At 63.0% G+C, this 18150-nt stretch carries 19 protein-coding genes and 1 tRNA gene; 18 read left to right on the top strand and 2 right to left on the bottom strand.

The window, feature by feature from the left end; translation table 11 throughout:
- Positions 1 to 237 precede the first annotated feature (237 nt).
- Positions 238 to 1038, top strand: coding sequence for an HAD family hydrolase (locus ACFXKA_RS38830; RefSeq protein WP_354847632.1), 801 nt, complete (start codon positions 238 to 240; stop codon positions 1036 to 1038).
- A gap of 4 nt (positions 1039 to 1042) precedes the next feature.
- Here ACFXKA_RS38830 and ACFXKA_RS38825 read toward each other — a convergent pair whose 3' ends face one another.
- Positions 1043 to 3199, bottom strand: a complete 2157-nt coding sequence (locus ACFXKA_RS38825; RefSeq protein WP_379431258.1) for an N-acetylmuramoyl-L-alanine amidase — start codon at positions 3197 to 3199, stop codon at positions 1043 to 1045.
- A 319-nt stretch (positions 3200 to 3518) separates the two neighbouring features.
- Between ACFXKA_RS38825 and ACFXKA_RS38820 the strand changes: the two genes are divergently transcribed.
- Positions 3519 to 4949 carry a SpoIID/LytB domain-containing protein gene (locus ACFXKA_RS38820; RefSeq protein WP_379431257.1) on the top strand — a complete coding sequence of 477 codons (1431 nt, stop codon included), beginning with the start codon at positions 3519 to 3521 and terminating at the stop codon, positions 4947 to 4949.
- Positions 4950 to 5413: 464 nt separating this feature from the next.
- Positions 5414 to 5662 carry a hypothetical protein gene (locus ACFXKA_RS38815; RefSeq protein WP_379431265.1) on the top strand — a complete coding sequence of 83 codons (249 nt, stop codon included), beginning with the start codon at positions 5414 to 5416 and terminating at the stop codon, positions 5660 to 5662.
- On the opposite strand, the gene ACFXKA_RS38810 is transcribed toward ACFXKA_RS38815, so the two are convergent.
- Positions 5588 to 5842 carry a helix-turn-helix domain-containing protein gene (locus ACFXKA_RS38810; RefSeq protein WP_379431256.1) on the bottom strand — a complete coding sequence of 85 codons (255 nt, stop codon included), beginning with the start codon at positions 5840 to 5842 and terminating at the stop codon, positions 5588 to 5590. The two genes, ACFXKA_RS38815 and ACFXKA_RS38810, sit on opposite strands and share 75 nt — an antisense overlap.
- A 140-nt stretch (positions 5843 to 5982) precedes the next feature.
- On the opposite strand from ACFXKA_RS38810, the gene ACFXKA_RS38805 reads away from it, so the two are divergent.
- From ACFXKA_RS38805 to ACFXKA_RS38735, 15 genes are all read left to right on the top strand, one after another.
- The gene (locus ACFXKA_RS38805; protein WP_379431255.1) at positions 5983 to 6219 is read left to right on the top strand and encodes a hypothetical protein; all 237 of its coding nucleotides are present in this window, start codon (positions 5983 to 5985) and stop codon (positions 6217 to 6219) included.
- Complete coding sequence (locus ACFXKA_RS38800) at positions 6219 to 6953, top strand: hypothetical protein (RefSeq protein WP_379431254.1); 735 nt, start codon at positions 6219 to 6221, stop codon at positions 6951 to 6953. The genes ACFXKA_RS38805 and ACFXKA_RS38800 overlap by 1 nt, the downstream gene beginning before the upstream one ends.
- A gap of 843 nt (positions 6954 to 7796) precedes the next feature.
- Entirely contained in the window at positions 7797 to 8570 is a 774-nt protein-coding gene (locus ACFXKA_RS38795; RefSeq protein WP_379431253.1) for a PE-PPE domain-containing protein, read from the top strand.
- 143 nt (positions 8571 to 8713) lie between these two features.
- Positions 8714 to 9544 carry a glycoside hydrolase family 25 protein gene (locus ACFXKA_RS38790; protein WP_379431252.1) on the top strand — a complete coding sequence of 277 codons (831 nt, stop codon included), beginning with the start codon at positions 8714 to 8716 and terminating at the stop codon, positions 9542 to 9544.
- A complete protein-coding gene (locus ACFXKA_RS38785) occupies positions 9541 to 9786 on the top strand; it encodes a hypothetical protein (RefSeq protein ID WP_379431251.1) in 246 nt (81 codons plus the stop codon). Before ACFXKA_RS38790 ends, ACFXKA_RS38785 begins: the two co-directional genes overlap by 4 nt.
- A gap of 28 nt (positions 9787 to 9814) precedes the next feature.
- Complete coding sequence (locus ACFXKA_RS38780; protein ID WP_379431250.1) at positions 9815 to 10177, top strand: hypothetical protein; 363 nt, start codon at positions 9815 to 9817, stop codon at positions 10175 to 10177.
- Positions 10178 to 10326: 149 nt separating this feature from the next.
- A tRNA-Trp gene (locus ACFXKA_RS38775) sits at positions 10327 to 10398 on the top strand.
- Positions 10399 to 10475: 77 nt separating this feature from the next.
- Positions 10476 to 10766: a hypothetical protein gene (locus ACFXKA_RS38770; RefSeq protein WP_379431249.1), complete on the top strand. Its 291-nt coding sequence runs from the start codon at positions 10476 to 10478 to the stop codon at positions 10764 to 10766.
- A gap of 365 nt (positions 10767 to 11131) precedes the next feature.
- Entirely contained in the window at positions 11132 to 11746 is a 615-nt protein-coding gene (locus ACFXKA_RS38765) for a hypothetical protein (RefSeq protein ID WP_379431248.1), read from the top strand.
- Positions 11747 to 11748: 2 nt separating this feature from the next.
- Positions 11749 to 15180, top strand: coding sequence for a hypothetical protein (locus ACFXKA_RS38760; protein WP_379431247.1), 3432 nt, complete (start codon positions 11749 to 11751; stop codon positions 15178 to 15180).
- Positions 15177 to 16034 (top strand): immunity 49 family protein, encoded by an 858-nt coding sequence (locus ACFXKA_RS38755; protein ID WP_379431246.1) that lies wholly within the window; start codon positions 15177 to 15179, stop codon positions 16032 to 16034. Before ACFXKA_RS38760 ends, ACFXKA_RS38755 begins: the two co-directional genes overlap by 4 nt.
- 18 nt (positions 16035 to 16052) lie before the next feature.
- Positions 16053 to 16535, top strand: a complete 483-nt coding sequence (locus ACFXKA_RS38750; RefSeq protein ID WP_379431245.1) for a hypothetical protein — start codon at positions 16053 to 16055, stop codon at positions 16533 to 16535.
- A 74-nt stretch (positions 16536 to 16609) separates the two neighbouring features.
- Positions 16610 to 17197, top strand: a complete 588-nt coding sequence (locus tag ACFXKA_RS38745; RefSeq protein ID WP_379431244.1) for a hypothetical protein — start codon at positions 16610 to 16612, stop codon at positions 17195 to 17197.
- A gap of 238 nt (positions 17198 to 17435) precedes the next feature.
- Entirely contained in the window at positions 17436 to 17726 is a 291-nt protein-coding gene (locus ACFXKA_RS38740; protein ID WP_379431243.1) for a hypothetical protein, read from the top strand.
- 68 nt (positions 17727 to 17794) lie between these two features.
- The gene (locus tag ACFXKA_RS38735) at positions 17795 to 18103 is read left to right on the top strand and encodes a DUF5361 domain-containing protein (protein ID WP_379431242.1); all 309 of its coding nucleotides are present in this window, start codon (positions 17795 to 17797) and stop codon (positions 18101 to 18103) included.
- Positions 18104 to 18150: the final 47 nt, after the last annotated feature.

Below are 18150 nucleotides of genomic sequence, written 5' to 3'. Positions count from 1 at the left end.
CTGCCCCAGATCATAGGGAGTGAGAACCGTAAACGCGGGGTACGGACCGCGGATGGCACGGCAATCCGTGTGTTATTGCGCGCGTCCTGGTGGGTGTGGGGGTCGTGGGGTGGTGTGGTGCGGAGCGGTGTCCGAAAGGTCTCTTTTGTACGGCGAGGTCCGGAATCCACGGGCGCACCGGTCGTGGCTCGAGGCAGGATGGAGTAGGTGACGCTCTTTCACCTGCCCAAACCCAAGATGGTCGCCTCCGATGTGGACGGCACGCTCATCGACCACCGTGAGCAGGTGAGCGCCCGCACCAAGGCAGCGATCAACGCCCTCCTCGCGGACGGGGTGCCGTTCGTGCTCGCCACCGGAAGGCCGCCGCGCTGGATCGATCCGGTCGTCGATGGGCTCGGCTTCTCGCCGCTGTGCGTGTGCGGCAACGGTGCGGTCATCTACGACAGCGCTGCGGATCGGGTGTTGGACACCCGCACCCTGGATATCGAAACCCTCACCTGGGCGGCCGATCTGGCCGAGCGCCTGCTGCCGGGCTGCGGCCTGGCCGCGGAACGGGTCGGTTCCAGCGCGCACGACGCGGCCACACCGCAGTTCGTCAGTTCGCCCGAGTACGAGCACGCCTGGCTGAATCCGGACGACACCCAGGTCTCCCGCGCCGAGGTCATCTCCGCGCCCGCGATCAAGATGCTGATCCGCCTACCCGGCGCCGCCAGCGCGGACATGCGCGCCGTGCTGGACCCGCACCTGGCCGGCCGCGCCGACCTCACCTACTCGACGGACAACGGCCTGATCGAACTGTCCGCCCCCGGCGTGACGAAGGCCACCGGCCTCGCGACCATCGCACAGCGCCTGGGCGTCCAGCACAGCTCCCTCATCGCCTTCGGTGACATGCCCAACGACGTCCCCATGCTGCTCATGGCCGGTCACGGCGTCGCCATGGCCAATGCCCACCCCGAGGCCATCGCCGCCGCCGACGAGGTGGCCCCCTCCAATATCGAGGACGGCGTCGCTCGCACCCTCGAACGCTGGTGGTCCTGACCGTCTAGCGGGGCGCGGCCGCGGGGATGGGGGCGGCCTGGGCCGGGGTGCCGGGGGCGGGGATGTGCTTGCCGGGGATGGGGTCCTGGACGGCGCCGTAGTTCTTCAGGACGGTGGTGACGATTCCGGTGATTTTGTTGAAGATCAGGGCGCCGTTCTGGAAGTCGGTGCGGACGCCGTCCTGGACCGGATATTCATTACTGGTGGGCAGGCCGAGAAGGCCTGTGCCCGCACCCAATTGCAGGAAGCGCTCCAGAATCTTGCCGACCACCGAGAAGATCTGACCGGTCGGCGAGGCATACACGTAGCCATTGGTGAATTGGCCGTACTGGCCGCCGTCCGCCAAGGCGATCGGTTCCGCTTTCGGTTGTCCCAGTGGGCCGTTCGCGCCACCCTGATCGTTCCAGTAGCGGGCCACCGGGCTGCGGTCGAGCATGTCCAGGATCTTCTGGGTGAGATCGGCCAGGGCGGCCAGATCCGCCTGGCCGTCGGCATCGGGGGCTGGGGCGGGCTGCGGATTGCCCGCGTTCTGGCCGGGACGGACCCGCGTCGGACCGGGATCCTCGGGCGCGTTCGTGCCGGCCGCCACGTCCTCGGCGATCTGCCGGATCTTGTCCATCAGCGCGTAGGCGGCGTCACCCGGGCAGGTGGTGTTGCCGACATCGCGGTGCGCGAAGATGTTCGGCAGCTTGACCGCCTGTCCCAGAGCGTATTTCGTGTAGTCGCTGCCCTCGGAGTACATGGTGGTCTGACCCTCGGGCTCGATGCCCGCAACCTTGGCCCGCCAGCCGATGTACTTGCCGATCGCCTGGATGGACACGTCCGTCGGGGTCTCGTCCTCGTAGTCGCCCATCAGCGCGACGCCCGCGGTATTGATATTGAAGCCGCCCGCGTGCGCGCCCTCGACCGGCTTGTCCAGGCCGCCGTAGCGGCCCTCGAAGATCTGCCCGTACTTGTCGACCAGGGCGTTGTAGCCGATGTCGCACCAGCCCAGCGTCTTCGCGTGATACGAGTAGATGGCGCGCACGATGCCCGCGGACTCGGCCTTGGTGTAGTCGTTGCGACCCGCGGTGTGGTGCACGGTGATCGCGTTGACGCCGTCGTCGTAGGTGGGTTCCTCGCAGCGCAGCGATTCGTCCGCGCCCCACTGCGCGCGGGTGATCACCTTGGGCCCGCCGCCGGGCAGCGGCGCCGCCACCGTCTGCAGATTCTCGTCGATGTTGCCGCGGCCCGGATCGATCAGCACCGCGGCCAGTTTCTCCAGATTGATCTGCGCCGGATCGGCCGAACCGTCGTCCAGCGATTTGGGTTCGGCGGGCGCGGCGGCCGGCGTGCGGGTCACCAGCATCTGCACGGTCTTGGTATTGCCGACGTAGATCGGCTCGGTGCCGGTGCGCTTGCCCGGCGCGGGATGGTCCCTGCCGTTCTCGGTTTCGGCGTCGTACCAGGGTCCCCAGGTGCCATCGGGACGCTGGGCGCGGAGCTTGGTGGTGGTGCCGGCCAGGTTCGGCGCGGTGAGCGCGACCATGCTGAACGGGGTGTCCCGGGTCAGCTCCTTGACCTGTGCGCCGACCTTGTCGACCAGATCGGCGGGCACCGCGCCCGCGTTCAGCGCGGGGGTCCGCAGGTCACCGGTGAGACCGGGCACGGGATGCGGGCCGGGGGCGGCCGGATTGTCGGCGGTCGGGATCGGCGCCGGCACCCCGGAATCGGCCGGGGCGATCGGTGTTCGACCACCGGGAGCCGGTGTGGCCGCGGGAGCCACTGGCGCGGAAGGGGTTTCGGCGCCCGGCGGCCCGGAGACCTCGGGCCCGGGTTCGGCGATGAAGCCGGGCACGCTCGCGGCCGGACCGGTCGGCCGGGCGGAACCGGGGGTGACGATGGTGGCGTTGGGGAGCGAGCCCGGGAGGGTGGGGCGGGTGACGTGCGGCCCGGTGTCGGATGCGGGCCCGACGGGCTGCTGCGGCGAGCCGTTCAGCCGCGGTAGCGGAATCTCGCTGGGTAGTTGGACCCCCGGAATGAGATCCGGCGGGATCGGAATCGATCTGGGCAGCGGCAGCATTCGCAGATCGGACAGCCGCAGGTCGGGCAGGTCCAGCCCGGTGAGCTCGCGCAGCGGCAGGACGATATCGGGCGCCGAGTCCAGGGCGACTTCTGCCATTTGTGCAGGTATAGCTGCCCAATTGCTTTCATCGGCGTTCCGGACATCTCGGGAATCGCTCAGCGCCAGAATGCCGACGGGAGCGGACAGCGCGAGGACGGTGATGACCGGGAGCGCATACGCGGGTTTCGGTTTGTGATACGGCACAAGCATCTCCCATTCAGGTAAATCCGTCTAACCGCGCCCGGAGCACAAGCTTGCTACTTGGCGCATCAACGATCACACTAGTCCCTACTGTCACATTCCCTGAACGTATGGTTGAGGCTTAGTTTCGGGGTAACTCGAATGTAGCTTCGGCTCTCGACAGAACGGGTATGACATGCCGAACGGGTACCTAGCCAAGCGCCGTAGACGGCGCGGTCTGCTCACCCTCTCCCTCGCCGTCGCGGCCACCACCGGCGGCATCGCAGTACTGGTCTGGGCCTGGCCCGACAATGCCTTCCTCTTCACCGCCGGCGCCGGTCACGGGCGCGGCCTGAGCCAGAACGGCGCCTTCGACAAGGCCGTGGCGGGTTGGAACGCCGACCGCATCCTGGCCACCTATTACTCCGGGGCCGATCTCGCCGACGTCGGTCGGACCACGGTCCGCGTCCGCCTCATGGAGCAGGACGGCAAGACCCTCGACCTCGCCTCCGACTCCGTCTTCTACGTCGCCGGCCGCCGTGTCATCCCCGGCCAGGCCGCGCATCTGACGCCCACCGCCACCGGCGCCGACGTCACCATCACCCAGGGTTGCGACGGCAACACCCTCTGGGAGGGCGGCACCGACGACCCGTGGGCCTACCCCGTCACCGACGGCACCGACCGCCCCGCCAACGAGCAACTCGAGATCTGCGGCGGCAACGCCTACCGCGGCGTCCTCGGCGTCGCCCTCGACAACGGCTCCCCCCGTACCGTCAACGAGGTCGACCTCGACGACTACCTCAAGGGCGTCGTCCCCGCCGAAATGGTCCCCGGCTGGGCCGACCAGGGCGGCGCCGAGGCCCTGCGCGCCCAGGCCATCGCCGCCCGCTCCTACGCCCTCGCCGAAGACCGCTACTCCTACGCCCAGACCTGCGACACCACCGATTGCCAGATGTACCTCGGCACCGACAAGGAGGACTCCCGCACCACCAGCGCCGTCGAGGTCACCTCCGGCCGAGTCCTGGTGCGCGACAACCACATCCTGCGCGCCGAATACTCCGCCGCCCCCGACGGCGGCCTCCCCACCCCCGCCTCCGCCATGGAGGTCGGCCCCGCCCTCACCGACTTCCCCGCCGCCGCAACCCCGGCCGACCCCAACCTCCCCTTCCCCGACCCCCAGTCCCCACAAACCCAGCCCACCCCAACGGAATCCGACCCGTTCGCCCCCACCACCACGGCCCCCATCACCACGGACCCCGTCACCCCGGGCGCCGCGACCCCGGACACAACGGTCCCGACCTACCCCGACCCCACCAACACCGTCCCCGGTACCCGAATTCCCGTCACCCCGGGCAATGTCCCCCCGGCGATCCCGCTGCGCCCCACCCCCGACGACCGCTCACGGATCACCATCCCCCTGCCGTCCCCCGGCAGCGCCGACCCCAACTCCACGCCCTCCAACCCCCGCACCGTCCCGGCCCCAGCGAGCTCGGGCCCGGTCAACCTGGTGATCCGGACCGCGACTCCGGCTCCCCGGACCACCTCCACCCCCAACCCGCCGACCTCCCCTGTCCATGCCCCGGCGCAGCCGCCGGGCCCAGCGCCGGCGAACCGAACTTCGGAATAATTGGCACGAATAGTCATTGTCAATCCGCCTGTTGCGACTTCGTATGTATGTTCCTTCGCCGCGAAATGTGGTTAATGGCAGGTGATTTCACTGTGCATCGGCGCAGGTCAATGGAGTCCCGTCCAACCTGTCGATAGTTCTGTACAGGCTCTTAATCGCTCAGATCCATTGTGTCAGAGATGAACCGGGGATTGTCTGGCGGAATGTGTATACTCCGCTCGTTGACCTTGATTCGAAGGTGTTGTGCCCCAGGGCATCACGGACAGGTGGATGTATGCGTTAGGTCTGTGTACCGCGCGGCATTTGGGGGCCGGGCGGTGGGTAGTTGCTGTCGTGGGGGTCGACCAGGCGCGGCGTAGTGCCATGTTGCCACCATCGACTCGTCGGCGGTCTTTCATGACCCGGTCGGGTCGACGGATTGGTGGTCCGCTGTTCGCGGGCTGGTATGAAGGGGTATTTGCGCCGTGTCCGCAGAAGCGTTGGCCGCGTGGTTCACTCAGGTTTTCGATGCGGAAAGCCTGACCCTGGTAGCAGGTCAGTTGGGTGTCGAGTTAGCGCAGCGAATCATGTGCGGCAAGGCGACGGTCGCCGACCTGTTCCTGGCGTCGGAGGTCATTGGCTGGGAGTTGGGGGAGCTGCTACCGGCTTCGCTTGACGAACTGAACGGCACGGTCCATGACCTCGAGCGGCGAGATATCGAGTGCATTGCATAGTGCGAACAGCTGATGCATATCGGGGGAGCGCTCCCCGTTCTCGAAGCGCTGGATGGTACTGACCGCGACGCCTGACGCCGCCGCGAGCTGAGCCCGTGTGTAGTCGCGTCGCGCGCGGGCAGCGCGGAGTTCTTCACCCACTGCGCGGTTGATGCCGTCGTGGAGGTCCCGCAGTTCCATATGGACCATCATGAAGTCCAAATGGAGTTATTGCAAACAGTCCCAGCAGCTTCTCAGCTCAAACATAGGTTGAGGTAACGATCAGATAACAGGTCCGTTTGGACTTGATGGAAGTCCGTTCGGACCATACGGTGGTCCGTATGGACTTGCTGAATCGACATATCGCCGACAGGGTCGCATGGGCGCTGGGTTGTCTACGCATGGACATCGGGCAGTTGGTTGCGCAAACCGGCCTCGCTGAGGCCTCGCTTGCGGCCAAGCTCGCCGCGAACGGACGGTTCACGGTCAGCGAGTTGGTGCTGATCGCCTGTGCGCTCGACCGGGATCCAGCTGGTTTCATCCCTGGGATCGCTGCCGTCGAAGGCGAGGTGGCCTGATGTGTCAGGATGCCTCGACCCATCTGTATCTGGACGAGGGTGCACTCCGTGATCTCGCCACATTGCTGGATGGGGTGCCGGGCCTGTCGGAGGATCTGCAGGACGCAGTAAACGGGCAAGCGCGTCTGGGGCCGGCCCGCACTCGCGTGAGTTCTCGATCCAGCGATCAGCCGCTGCCCTTCAGTGTGGGTGCGGCAAAGGTGCGCGACCACTTGCACGCGACCTTGGTCGCATGGGTCCGGCTCGTTTGTGAACAACGCGCCATCGAGTACGACGGCCGGACGTCGACGGCCGGATTGGCTCGCTGGCTCCGTGCCAACCTCATCGCGCTCGCCATGACCGAAGGCGTCGATGCGGCGCCGGCCGACATCCGCGCGGCCGTCGAGGCTGCCGAACGAGTGGTATGCCCACAATCGGAACAGATTGCGGTCGACGCCGCGGCGCTCGAGAATGCTCGGCGGGCTCGCCTCAATGCGTCGGGAATCGTCACGCTTGCAAAGGAATTGGGTGAGCCGTTCCGCTCGGTGACAGTCCGTCGTATTCAGACGCTGCGTGATGCCGGCCGGGTTACCCCGGTGCCGGGACCCTGGGCGTCGGATTGGCCGGAGCAGTTCATCCTCGGTGAGGTGCTGGACGCGCACCTGGCGTACCCGATGCGTCGTCGGAAATCAGCCTCATCCCGCGCCGACGCGCATCCATCGCGACTTCACGTCGTGGACGAACTCGCCTCCTGAAGGCCCATGGCACCTCTATCGGGGTGGTGTCACCGCAAGTCCATGCATTTGCGTGATCCCTTGTCGCGAAGACAAAGTCACGGTTCCAAGGCCGCCGACCGCAGCTCCCCGCCCGGTTCGGTGGCCTTTTGTCGTTCCCGCATCCCTGACCAGGAGGTCTGTCATGAACTATTCATTGCTCGAGTTGATCGAGATGGCCGGGCATACGGCACCCAGTACCCCGCTGTCCGTAGAGAGTGCCCACGAGATCATGCGTCTCCACCGTGAATGCCCGGCCGGCAGGTGCCCCCGGAAGTCGGCGGCGTTCGATTCGTTGGCCGCCGCAGGGCGCCTGGTGCCGGACTCCGGTCGCCGCAGCTGATCTCTGAAGTGGCTTCTACCAGCGCTTTTCAAGAGATTTGATCTTGGGTGTTGACATTCCTCGCCGCTTAAGTGAAGCTATCTGCAGCGCCACAGTTGTGCCTTCCTCCCGAACTCACGGGAATCATCACTCCACCAACGGTTTCCATTCCTGACGATCCGGCTTGGTTCGAGAGTTGTTGTACTGCAACAGATATCGATGATAAGGCCACCGGCTCTTTCCCAAGACCCATGTGGCCGGCCCCCGAAACCCTTTCGCAGGTATGAACGCGGGATCAGAGCCCGCCGCATGCTCACCCCTCGTGCGCCCGTCTCCCGCAGGTGGTTCGCGGTCGCAGACGCCGCAGCAGCACAGGGGTGCCACGGTCCCGCCCTCGAATCCCTCGAACCCGAGGGCGGGACCCAGACCTCGACGGCCCCACCCGCAGCCTTCATTCGCGGGTGGGGCCGTCCGCTATCCACCGGACCGAAAGGCGATTCCGCGTGATCACCGTCCTGACCTGCCGCGGTACCGGAGAACCCCTCGGATCCCCGGTGAACATGCTCACCGCGGTGACCCGGCAGCTTGACCCGGCGATCTACGAAATCGGCCCCGACGTCGACTACCCCGCCGCCATCGGCCCCGCCAATCCGCAACTCGGTGTCGGCGGCTGCAGTGAACAGCAATCCATCGACCAGGGCATCACCGCCCTGGTGCGGGCAATCCACGCCACCCCGAACAAGGTCGGACTCCTCGGCTACAGCCTCGGCGCGGAGGTGGTTACCCGCTTCCTCGAGGCAAAGGCTCGCGGCGAGTACCCCGACTGCGAACTGGCCTGGGCCGCGAATTTGGCCAATCCGCTGCGTATGCAGGGAGATTCGATCGATCCGAACGCTGTCGGCTTCGGCATCAATGGTCAGCGCGGGCCTTGGCCCGACGAGTTTCCGACCTGGGAGGTCGCGAACCCGGCGGATGGAATCACCTCATGCCCCCCGGATTCGCCGCTTCGCACCCTCGCCGACACGGTATCCGCCTTCAGTTTCGCCGACATGGGCGGCTGGACCCGCGACCTGGCCGACCGCATCCGTCGAAATCGCTGGCAGGCAATGCAGTTCGGCTCCTGGTCGCATCCGCTCCGAATCTGGGACCGGTGGTCGCAGGCCGCGGCGCTGATGGAGGGCTATCTGAACGGTGGTCAGCACACCACCGCCTACATCACCGGCGGCTTCTGCGATCGTCTGGCCGCGATCCTCAACCGCTATCCGGAGAGGGGGTGAACGGAGTGATCACCATTGCCGAAGATCTCATCAAGCTGATCGGCGACCTGATTCCGCTGGTCCTGCCGCTGTTCGGGCTGTAACCGGCCGCTCGCCAGGTCGGTGACTCGAATTCCGGCGGCACACAACATGAGGAGAGCTCCATGACCATCTTCGGGATCGACATCTCCAATAACAACGGTCCGGACATCGACCTGGCGCAGGTCGCCCGCGAAGGGTTTCGATTCGTCTTTGCCAAGGTCTCTGAAGGAGACCGCTTCGCCGACCACACGTGGCCGGCGTATCGAGATGCAGCCCACGCCAACGGATTACTGGTGGCGGGCTATCACTACCTCAGGGGCGACGCCGACGTCGAAGGCCAGGCCGACCTGTATATCGCCCATCTCGGCGACGCGGCGACCATGGTCGACTTCGAAGCGGATTCCGGTGATCTGTCGACCTTTTGGGCGTTCGTGAACGCGGTGAACGCCCGGGGGCGCCAGATCAACCTTTCCTACCTGCCCCGTTGGTACTGGCAGCGGATCGGCTGTCCGGACGTGTCGACCGTGCCCGGGTTGATCCAGTCGAGCTACGTCTACGGTTCGGCTCCCGCCGCGGCGCTGTATCCGGGCGACGACTCCCCCTTCTGGACCGGCTTCGGCGGCAAGAACGTCGACATCCTCCAGTTCACCGACGCGGCCGTGGTCGCCGGGCATCGAGTCGACGCCAACGCCTTCCTCGGCACCCTCGACCAACTCCGCGCTTTGCTCGGGTTGGCACCATCTACTACTCAAGGAGTCCTCATGGCGCTCACAGATGCCCAGCAGGCTGACCTGTACGAGAAGGTCCAGGAAATCTGGGGTCAGCTCCGCGGCCCGGACGGTCAAGGCTGGCCGCAACTCGGTCGCAATGCCCAGGGGCAGAACATGACTCTGGTCGACGCGGTGGCGAAGCTGCAGCAGGACCTGCTTTCGGCTCCGAAGGCCACATCATGAGCGCTCCGGGCGCGTTCGTGTCGCGCAATGCGAAGGCAGTGGTCTCCGTCATCGGCGGAATCATCAATGTGCTGGCGGTCTCCGCGGCCCTGTTCCAGTTCGCGCCGGCCGAATACGCCGGTGTGGGCGCCACTTTGCTGGTGGTGATGGAGGCGCTGCGCAGCACCAATGTCTGGATCGTCAAGAACGAACCGGCCCTCGTGTCCGCCATCGACGAGATCGCCGCACCGCAGGCCGGGTGATCGCTTGTTCGAGACACTGCTACTCGCCGTGGCCACCTTCCTCGGTGGAACCGGTACGTCGACCTTCTTCACCTGGCTGCGCACCCGCCGCATGCAGCCCATGACCAGCCTGCGGCACGAGGTCGCGGCGGCCAAGGACGTGAACGACATCGCGATCAAAACACTCTCGCGGGTATCGCAGGAGTTGCGCGACGTCACCGGCCGCCTCGACGCCGTCGAGGCCGCCCAGGAAGCTTCGATACGCGAATTGACCAGAGTGACAGGGCTTTTCCGTGAAGCTCTCGCGGTATTGCGGGGTGTCATAGAAGCCGCTCAGCACGGCCGCATCCCGGAACTGCACATGTCCAGGGAACTGATGGACGAAGTCGAATACAACCGAGCGATCCCATGACATCACGGGATCTGCCACGTTGAAAACCGGAGGCGGGCATTGTGTCCCGGGTTCGACTCCTCAGCTTTCCGCAACCGTCATGGCATCTGACGGCATATGCGATGCCAGGTTGGCAACCTGATCGGCACGCGCCCGGTCGAACAGCCCGAATGGGCGTAGCTCAGTGGTAGAGCAGCCGTCTCCAAAACCGTGTGTCGGAAGTTCGATCCTTCCCGCCTGTGCAGTGCCGTTGTCCCGAGGCCGAGTATCGGGGCACTCTCCAACTAGAAAGGGGTGTCACTTGCTTCCAGGCCGCATCATGGAAGTCAACGTGTCGATGCTGAACGACCAGTTCTTCTGTGCTGGATTCATCGACATTTGGCGTTTTGAACCCAAAGGCGATCAAGGATCGATTACCGCCTTCGTCCGCTACGACCCGGACAACCTCGGGGAGGTTTACCGGATCGATGTGAAGCGCTACCCCGAGTGGCTGCCTCCGGACATCGATTTGGATTCCGGACTGCAGAATCATCCGCTCGGTGTGGTTCATACCCCGTTCGGTTGGTACAACACGGTTTACCGTGCCAAGAAGGTTCTACCGGTTAGTTAGACCGCGTGCCCCGACAACAGGGAGTTGTCGAGGCAACAGTGGCATACGCGCCACACCACGCGCGTTATTGCGGCGGCACGGGATGCCGAGCAGTGGGGTCAAAGCTCACCAGTCCACCTTCGCGTGGGCGTACGTCCATTACACCGACGCGATCGTCAAGGGCTGATACTCCGCCCATTTCCGGTGCACCCGTCTTCCGCAGATAGCCCGCAGTAGCAGACCCCGTTCGTTATGCCGAAGGGGCGCAAAGGGTCCCGTCCCCGGCCCTCCCCACTCCGGGGCGGGACCCGTCCCACCCACCGATCCCGAGCCCGGAATGGGCCCGGGGTTTTGCCATGCCCTCGTCCCGGAAGGTCCTGAATCCGATGCCAGACAAGGAAGTCGTCGAATCCATCCGCTTCGGCAACCACCAGCCCCCTTCCGAGTACGTGAAAACCGATACCGGCCAGCTGGTCACCCCCGAATTCCTCGCCCTCATCCAGCAGTCCCTCTCCGGCAAGCTCACCGAGTCCCGCCAGACTGACGAACCGTCCCCCGAGGTCAAGGCGCTCGCCGAAGAACTCTCCGTCATCCACCTCCCCGAATGGCGCAGCGAAGTCGGCCGAAAACTCGCCGAACCCACGGTAACCAGCATCAAACAGGCTGTCCGAGTAGCCGAATACCTCGTCCAGCGAGGCGTCCGAGTCCACCCCGAACTCGAGGAAATCCGCTGGACCGCCACCCCCGGCGGCCAGCCCGGCGTCTTCGACACCGGCATCCACATCACCAAGGACGCCGCCGGCAACTGGCCCGCCCCCGACCCCGAAGACTTCTACAACCTCGAAGACATCCAGGTCACCAAAACCGACGAGGGCCTCTGGGTAGCCACCCACCCCCGCGGCCTGGCCGCCGAAGCCCCCACCAAAACCGACGCCTACGCCACCCTCGTCGACCAGCTCCGCCAGCGCATCGAACAAGCCCGGCACACCCGTCAGGAGTGATCATGCCGATCACTCCGACCGAAACAACCAGCAGCGGCCGCACTTACGACATTCCGGTCAAATCACCCGCTGACGCTGCCCAGCGACTGGCACGGATCCACAGCGTCAACACGCTGCTCTCCGACACACGCACCCAAGCTCCCGACGTAGTCCTACCAGGCTCCGCGTTCGTCGCCGATCCCGACGCATTCTCGAACCTCGGCAACGACGGATACCGTAACGGCGGACCCGGAACGGTGCCGAACCCTGGCCAGGGAACCCGCCCCCAGCCCACGACACCGACGCACCCTCAACCGGGCGTCACCACACAGCCCCAGCCGCCGGCACCCGCGCCGCCGACACACCCTCAACCGGGTGTTACCGCGCAACCTAGCAGCGTTGCGCCCACGGCTACACCGGATCCCGAGCCCGTGCTCAAGGAAGCCACATACACCGGGCCGACCATGTTCGACATCGGCAACAGCGCACCGCCGAATCAGGGTGAAGGCCAACCGTGGGTGGTGCAGGATCCCAACCTCGGCAAGATCACCAACACGATCGTTGCCGGAACCGGAGGCCAGACCGTCGATTCGGTCATCGAAAAGCCCGACGGCAAAACCGTCACCCTGCGCCGCGTCGCCAACGGCATGGGCGGCTACACGATGTGGATGAACGCCGGCGGCGTCATGTCGGTCTCGTACTCGCCCGGAACCAACGGCGCCGCACCAGGTCACATCCTCCAATACACGATGGCCGACGGCGACGACCCGGCGAACCCGTCGATCCTCTCCGATCTCATCGACGGCGGCCGAACCTCGGTCAACCTCGACATGCGAACCGGAAACACCTGGGGCACATCCTATCTGGACAACGGTGAACAGGAAGTCACGGTCCTCACCCAGGACAAGTTCCAACAAATCTTCCGCACCTACCACGACGAGATGGGCAACCCGTACACCGAGCAGGTGGGCGAAATCCGCCCGGATATGACCGGCTGGTACCTCGGCACCGACGGCCTCAGACGCAACTACAACCCTGATCACAGCGTCGACGTCTCCGGAATGGACAGCACCCGCACCTCCCAGAACCTGCACATCACCCGCACCGGGCAGGTCAGCGGCACCCTCTCCAACGACGTCCAAGCGCGGATGGTCACCATCACGCCGAACGACACCGGTTCACTCGAAGTAACCCAGGACTTCCGTGGAAAAACCCTCCACATCACCAGATTCGACCTGAAGGGAAACCCCCTCAGAGACTGGGCCCTCGGCGACAACGGCAAGTGGATCGACTACACCCGAAACACCGACGGCTCCACCACCTTCAACCAGCCCGACGGCACAAAAATCCAGATCAAGGACATCTGGCGATACACCGTCTGGAACCCGGACGGATCCCACGAGGATTACGACGAGTCCCCGAAAGTCGACACCCGCTCCTTCGGCCAGAAGTTGAAGGATGCCGCAGGCAACGCCTGGGATGCAGGCTTCGAAAAGGGACGAGGCCTCGCGCTTGGCCTCAGTTCCATGACTGGTTTCAGCAACCAGTACAACGACATCGCCACGTTGATGGGCTGGGACTCGAGGCTGCCGACGCAAAAGATTCCCTTCGCGAACATCGGCATGCGCCTGGACCCCGTGACGGGGCTCGCCTACGGCATGACAACCGGAATCCTCAAAGGCGTCTTCGACACAACCGCCGCCGACTTCAAAACAGCAATATCAGCAGGCAAAGCAACTGGCGACTGGCTCAGCGGAAAAACCAGCTTCGCCGACGCCGTAGTCCGCGTCTGGCAAGAAGCCGCCTTCGACAGCATCAACACCCGGTCGCAGTTCTTCCTGATGACCGATCTCCGCGGCGCCACAGAGCACCCCTCAAAGACAGCCGGCGAACTGACCTTCGGCGCTCTCACCTTGCTCCTACCAACAAAAGGAATCGGCCGAGGGCTCGGCACCGCAACAAAGACCAGCATTTCGACCGCAGCGAAGGCCGCAGAGCTGACGAACGCAGCAGTTCATGCAATTCGGCGTTCATCAATCGCCGACTCTGCACTCCGAGACGCGATGCGCTCACAGATGGTCGATTCAGCACGTGCAGTTGCGAAAGCAGTTCAGCTGAACAGCGCTTCCGCAGCCCGAACAATGTCTCAAGCGCTGGAGTCTTTCCGTACAAATCGAGCCGAATTGCTCGAGAGGTTGCAGTCGGAGAGCGGTAGAACTGAGTACTTGCCTCGGCAAGCTTGGTTGGACGACAGTGGGCGACCTTCGCGTACTCGAAACCAGCGACCTGAAGTCGCCGAGGGGAACATCACCGGAATCATCAAGCTCGACGCGTGGATCGAGAGATTTGTAAAAGATCTGTCCAATGGTCCGCCTCCAACCGGAGGGTTGGTCCGCGTGGGCGCTGGAGGCCCATTCGATGCCTTACCTGGCTCAGCATCTAGAAACTGGCTGGAAGGAAGACTATTTGAACAGCGTAACCGAGGCGGTTCGTCAGTGCCGCGATCAGGTTCTTCTCGGCGCTCCACGTCACCCCAGTGGAACGTCCCAGCGGATATCAAGAAAACACCGGCCGACTTCAATTCCGTAGATGAGTACCAGGTCTGGCTTGCGAACACTTATCCGGGTTATCGGAATGCCTATTATAGAAAGAACGGCCAGCGCAAGCTTACCGAAGTCCGCGACCACACTGGTACAACCCCTCCACATCTTGTTGAAGTATCTGCCGGCGTTTGGGATCTGGCTAGTAAGAAGGCTCCTGCGTTTAGGCCACACTACGGTTCGCTTGAAATCCATCGAGAACGCAGAGATTCTAGTTTGGAGACTATGGACATCATGGATCCGTTTGCTAGCGACAGGCGGACCGCGGTTGATAAATCTATCGAATACAAAAATCTCAAGCTCAAGGCCAGAGACCTCTACGAGAACAATCCAACGTCTAAGAATAAAAAAGAATTGGATCTGGTAACGGCCGACTATAAGGCGGCGCATCATGTAGCCACCAAGAATTCTGAGATCTATGGTGAGACTGTTTGGCGCGAAGTGGTACAGCCTGAGAATTTCCCAGGCGGCAAGCGAGTAGAGGTCGAAGGGCCAGGCAACGGCAACGATAGGTTCGATGACATTCTCCATTTCCCAGACGGGGTATATATGGTTGTCGAAGCGAAGGCTGATAGGTACACAAGCTTGAATGAACGCGCTTTGCCGAATGGGAAGAAGGCTCTCGAGGGAACTCAACAGTATTTCTTCAGCATTCTGCTAGCGATGCTGAAAAGTCGCGGAGAGGCGGCCCGGGTTGCTCGTGCGCTATACAAGGCATTCGGAGAGAATCGAATAATGTATATCGAGGTCCGGGGTAAGAGTGCTACTTTTGTCGACTCAAGTGGGAAGAGGATTGGCCTGTATGATGGCTACATTGCCCGGAACTTCGACCTCAGTAAAGGCGGCACCCCGTGACCGTAGTCATCACCCGTCATGGAAGTCCGACAAATGCCGATCTAGTGCGAGCAAGGGAAGTCCAATCAGACCTGGCCATGTTTATAGACTCGCTCGAAGATATGCCTCAGTCGATCGGGCTTGCCTTCGGTACTGCGCTTCTGGCAATGCAAACTAATTGTTGGGTGGACCAGGATGCGGAATACTTTGAAACTTGCGAGTCGTTTGCTATAGCGATGCAACTAGGCACCGCTATGTTTGCCATTTCCGGCATCGACGATGGCCCTGTCGAATCTCTAATTTCACAGAAGTCGCGCTTGCTGTCGAGAATTGGACCTAATAGTTTCGCTAATGTGGACAATTGGCTGAATTCCTTCTATCTCGCTGTAATATGTCGGGATCAAGCGCGTATGGCCAAGCTTTGCGACATCCCATCGGGCAGCCTTCGATCCAGTAGTGTTGCAGATGAATTTCTATTTCTTTGGATGGATGTCCTGCAGATTTTCTGGCTCCAGCGCGATGGATTGTTTCAAAAACTGAAGTGTTCGATAGAGTCCTCGTATGCAGAGGTTGTAAAGGTTGCACCGGAAGGGCTTCTACAGACCGTCCTGTACCCTCCTATAAATCTCTTCTATTCGCTTGTGTTCAAGAGTGAAGACTCTTTCAATGCCGCACTCAAAGACGCCATTGAACTACATAAAGTGTATTGGACATCAGATGTTGATCGCCTCGTGGATGTTGCAGGCAGCGTGGCACTTGCGCCTTTGGCGATCGCTTGCATTGCATATGATATGGAGATTCCGGTTCGAGTCGAATCCAGCTATATGCCCCGGCATTTACTGACCGGCAACTGGCTCGACGGATTTCCTATCTAAGGGGCGATATTCTGATTGATGATCGACAGTTCATATCGGCATCGATTGAAAGGTATTCCTGTTTTGGATGAGCAGATCATTTTCTCCAGTATCGAAGCGGCCTTAGTGGATTTTCTTACCTCTCGGCTCATCGAGCCTTCGAGTTCCGTAACTGTTGCAACCAGGACTCCTGAGCCGCGGCCCTCGCGAATGGTTCGAGTCTCGCGTAACGATCGCAAGTATCTGTTGGATCTTGAGGATTATCCGAGCCGTCGTGGCGCCAACAGGATCCTTGATCGCCCCCGCGTCGTATTCGAGTGTTTCGATGATTCTGGCGACGCTGTGGAATTGGCTTCGAAGGTGCGCGGCATTATTAATGCTGCCGCACCCGGGTATATCGGCACCGTCTGGTGCGACTACGTCGAGGATGTCGGCGAAGAGAATGATACTGATCCGGTGACTGCCGCTCCGCGGTACACGATTGTCACCGACTTGATTGTGCGGGGCAAAGTTCTCGCCTGACTGCGTGTAAGTGGCAGTCACAAATGAATATCCAATCCCTAGGGCCTGCGCAAATCCCAAGGGAGATAACGAAAATGGCTCTGCCTTCCAGCAAGTACATTGGCGCCGGCACTCCGAACATCGCCGTTACCGGCGGTGTTCTGGTGGCGCCGCTGGCTACCGCGCTGCCGACCGCTGCGGCTGGCTCCATCGATCCCGCGTTCAAGGCGCTCGGCTATGTGTCCGAGGACGGTATCGAATCGATGGGTGAGCGCAAGATCGAGTCCGTGAAGGACTGGAACGCGGACATCATCGCGCAGCTGCAGACCGAGCACTCGGTGCGTTTCGGTCTGACCCTGTATGCGGTGTGGGACAAGGACGTGCTGAGCGAGGTCTTCGGCGCGGGCAATGTCGTTCCGACCGCCGCCACCTCCACCTCCGGTGCGCTGTACCAGGTCAAGGAGACCGGTACCCCGCTGCCGCGTCACTCGTGGATCTTCGACATGGTCACCGAGGACAAGAAGCTGCGCATCGTGCTGCCGAACGCCAAGATCACCTCGGTCACCGAGAAGAAGTTCGTGTCGAACGCCCTGGCCGGTTTCACTATCACCGTCGAGGCCTTCAAGGACGACGCCGGTGTGAAGGCGTACCGCTACCTGGACGACGGCATCAAGGCTGCCTGATTATCGAGGCCGGCTGATTCCGACGGTATTTCACCGTCGAAACATCATGACGGAGTGTGACCCCGTGTAGCTCGGGGTTGAACCCTGTCCGATGACGGCTCAGGCCGTCCTGTGAAAGCCCCCAACGGCGGCGGTAATTCCAACCTATGCGCAGGCCCGCCGCCGCCGTTGGGCCACCCGAAGCAACGCCCCTGTAACCGCAAAACCATCAATACTCAACGAAAGGGTCTGCGTACCAATGACTTCCCCGAAAGCCCCTATTGCGATCACCACGCCGGTGAAGGTGAAGGACAACTTCCACTACCAGGTCGAGGGTATCGACATCGAGCTGCCGTCGCTGACCTACCTCAAGCCGGGTCTGGTCCGCCGGATCCGCCGCCTGGGCGACGTGGACGCGATGTACACCCTGCTGGAGTTGGCGGTCTCTCCCGAAGCGCTTGCGGCCCTGGACGATATGGATCCGGATGCCTACCACGAGATGTTGGAGGCCTGGCGCGCGCACTCGGGGATCAGCTTGGGGGAATCCTGAGCCTCGATGCCCTTCTCGAAGAGCATTCCGAGGCAATCGAATACGACCTGATTGCCCTCGGCCTGCGGTTGCGTCAGCTCAGCGGTGAAGCGCTGAGCTGGGGCGACCTGAAGGCCATAGTCAAATTCCTGCCGCCCGACTCGGCATTGATGCGCACCATGCACCCCGAAACCCACCGCTGGCAGCTCGATCAGTATCTGCTCGCGGAGATGGCCGACTGCCTGCGCTGGCTGGTGTGGTCCAAGAGCGACGACGCCCGGCACGGGCGCAATCGTCCCGAGCCGATTCAACGGCCCGGGCTCGAGTCCGGCCGTGAACGCGTGGGGACCGCGATGGGCGTCGACCGGATCAACGAATTCCTCGGCTGGAGTGAGTAATTCCTCGCCGGTGGGCGAGCTCGGGCGCAATCGGCCCAGAAATTGGA

This window comes from Nocardia sp. NPDC059228 (assembly GCF_042754245.1).
Classification (GTDB): Bacteria; Actinomycetota; Actinomycetes; order Mycobacteriales; family Mycobacteriaceae; genus Nocardia.
The sequence above is the reverse complement of the archived record's forward strand: the minus strand, read 5'-3'. Positions and strand labels throughout refer to the sequence as shown.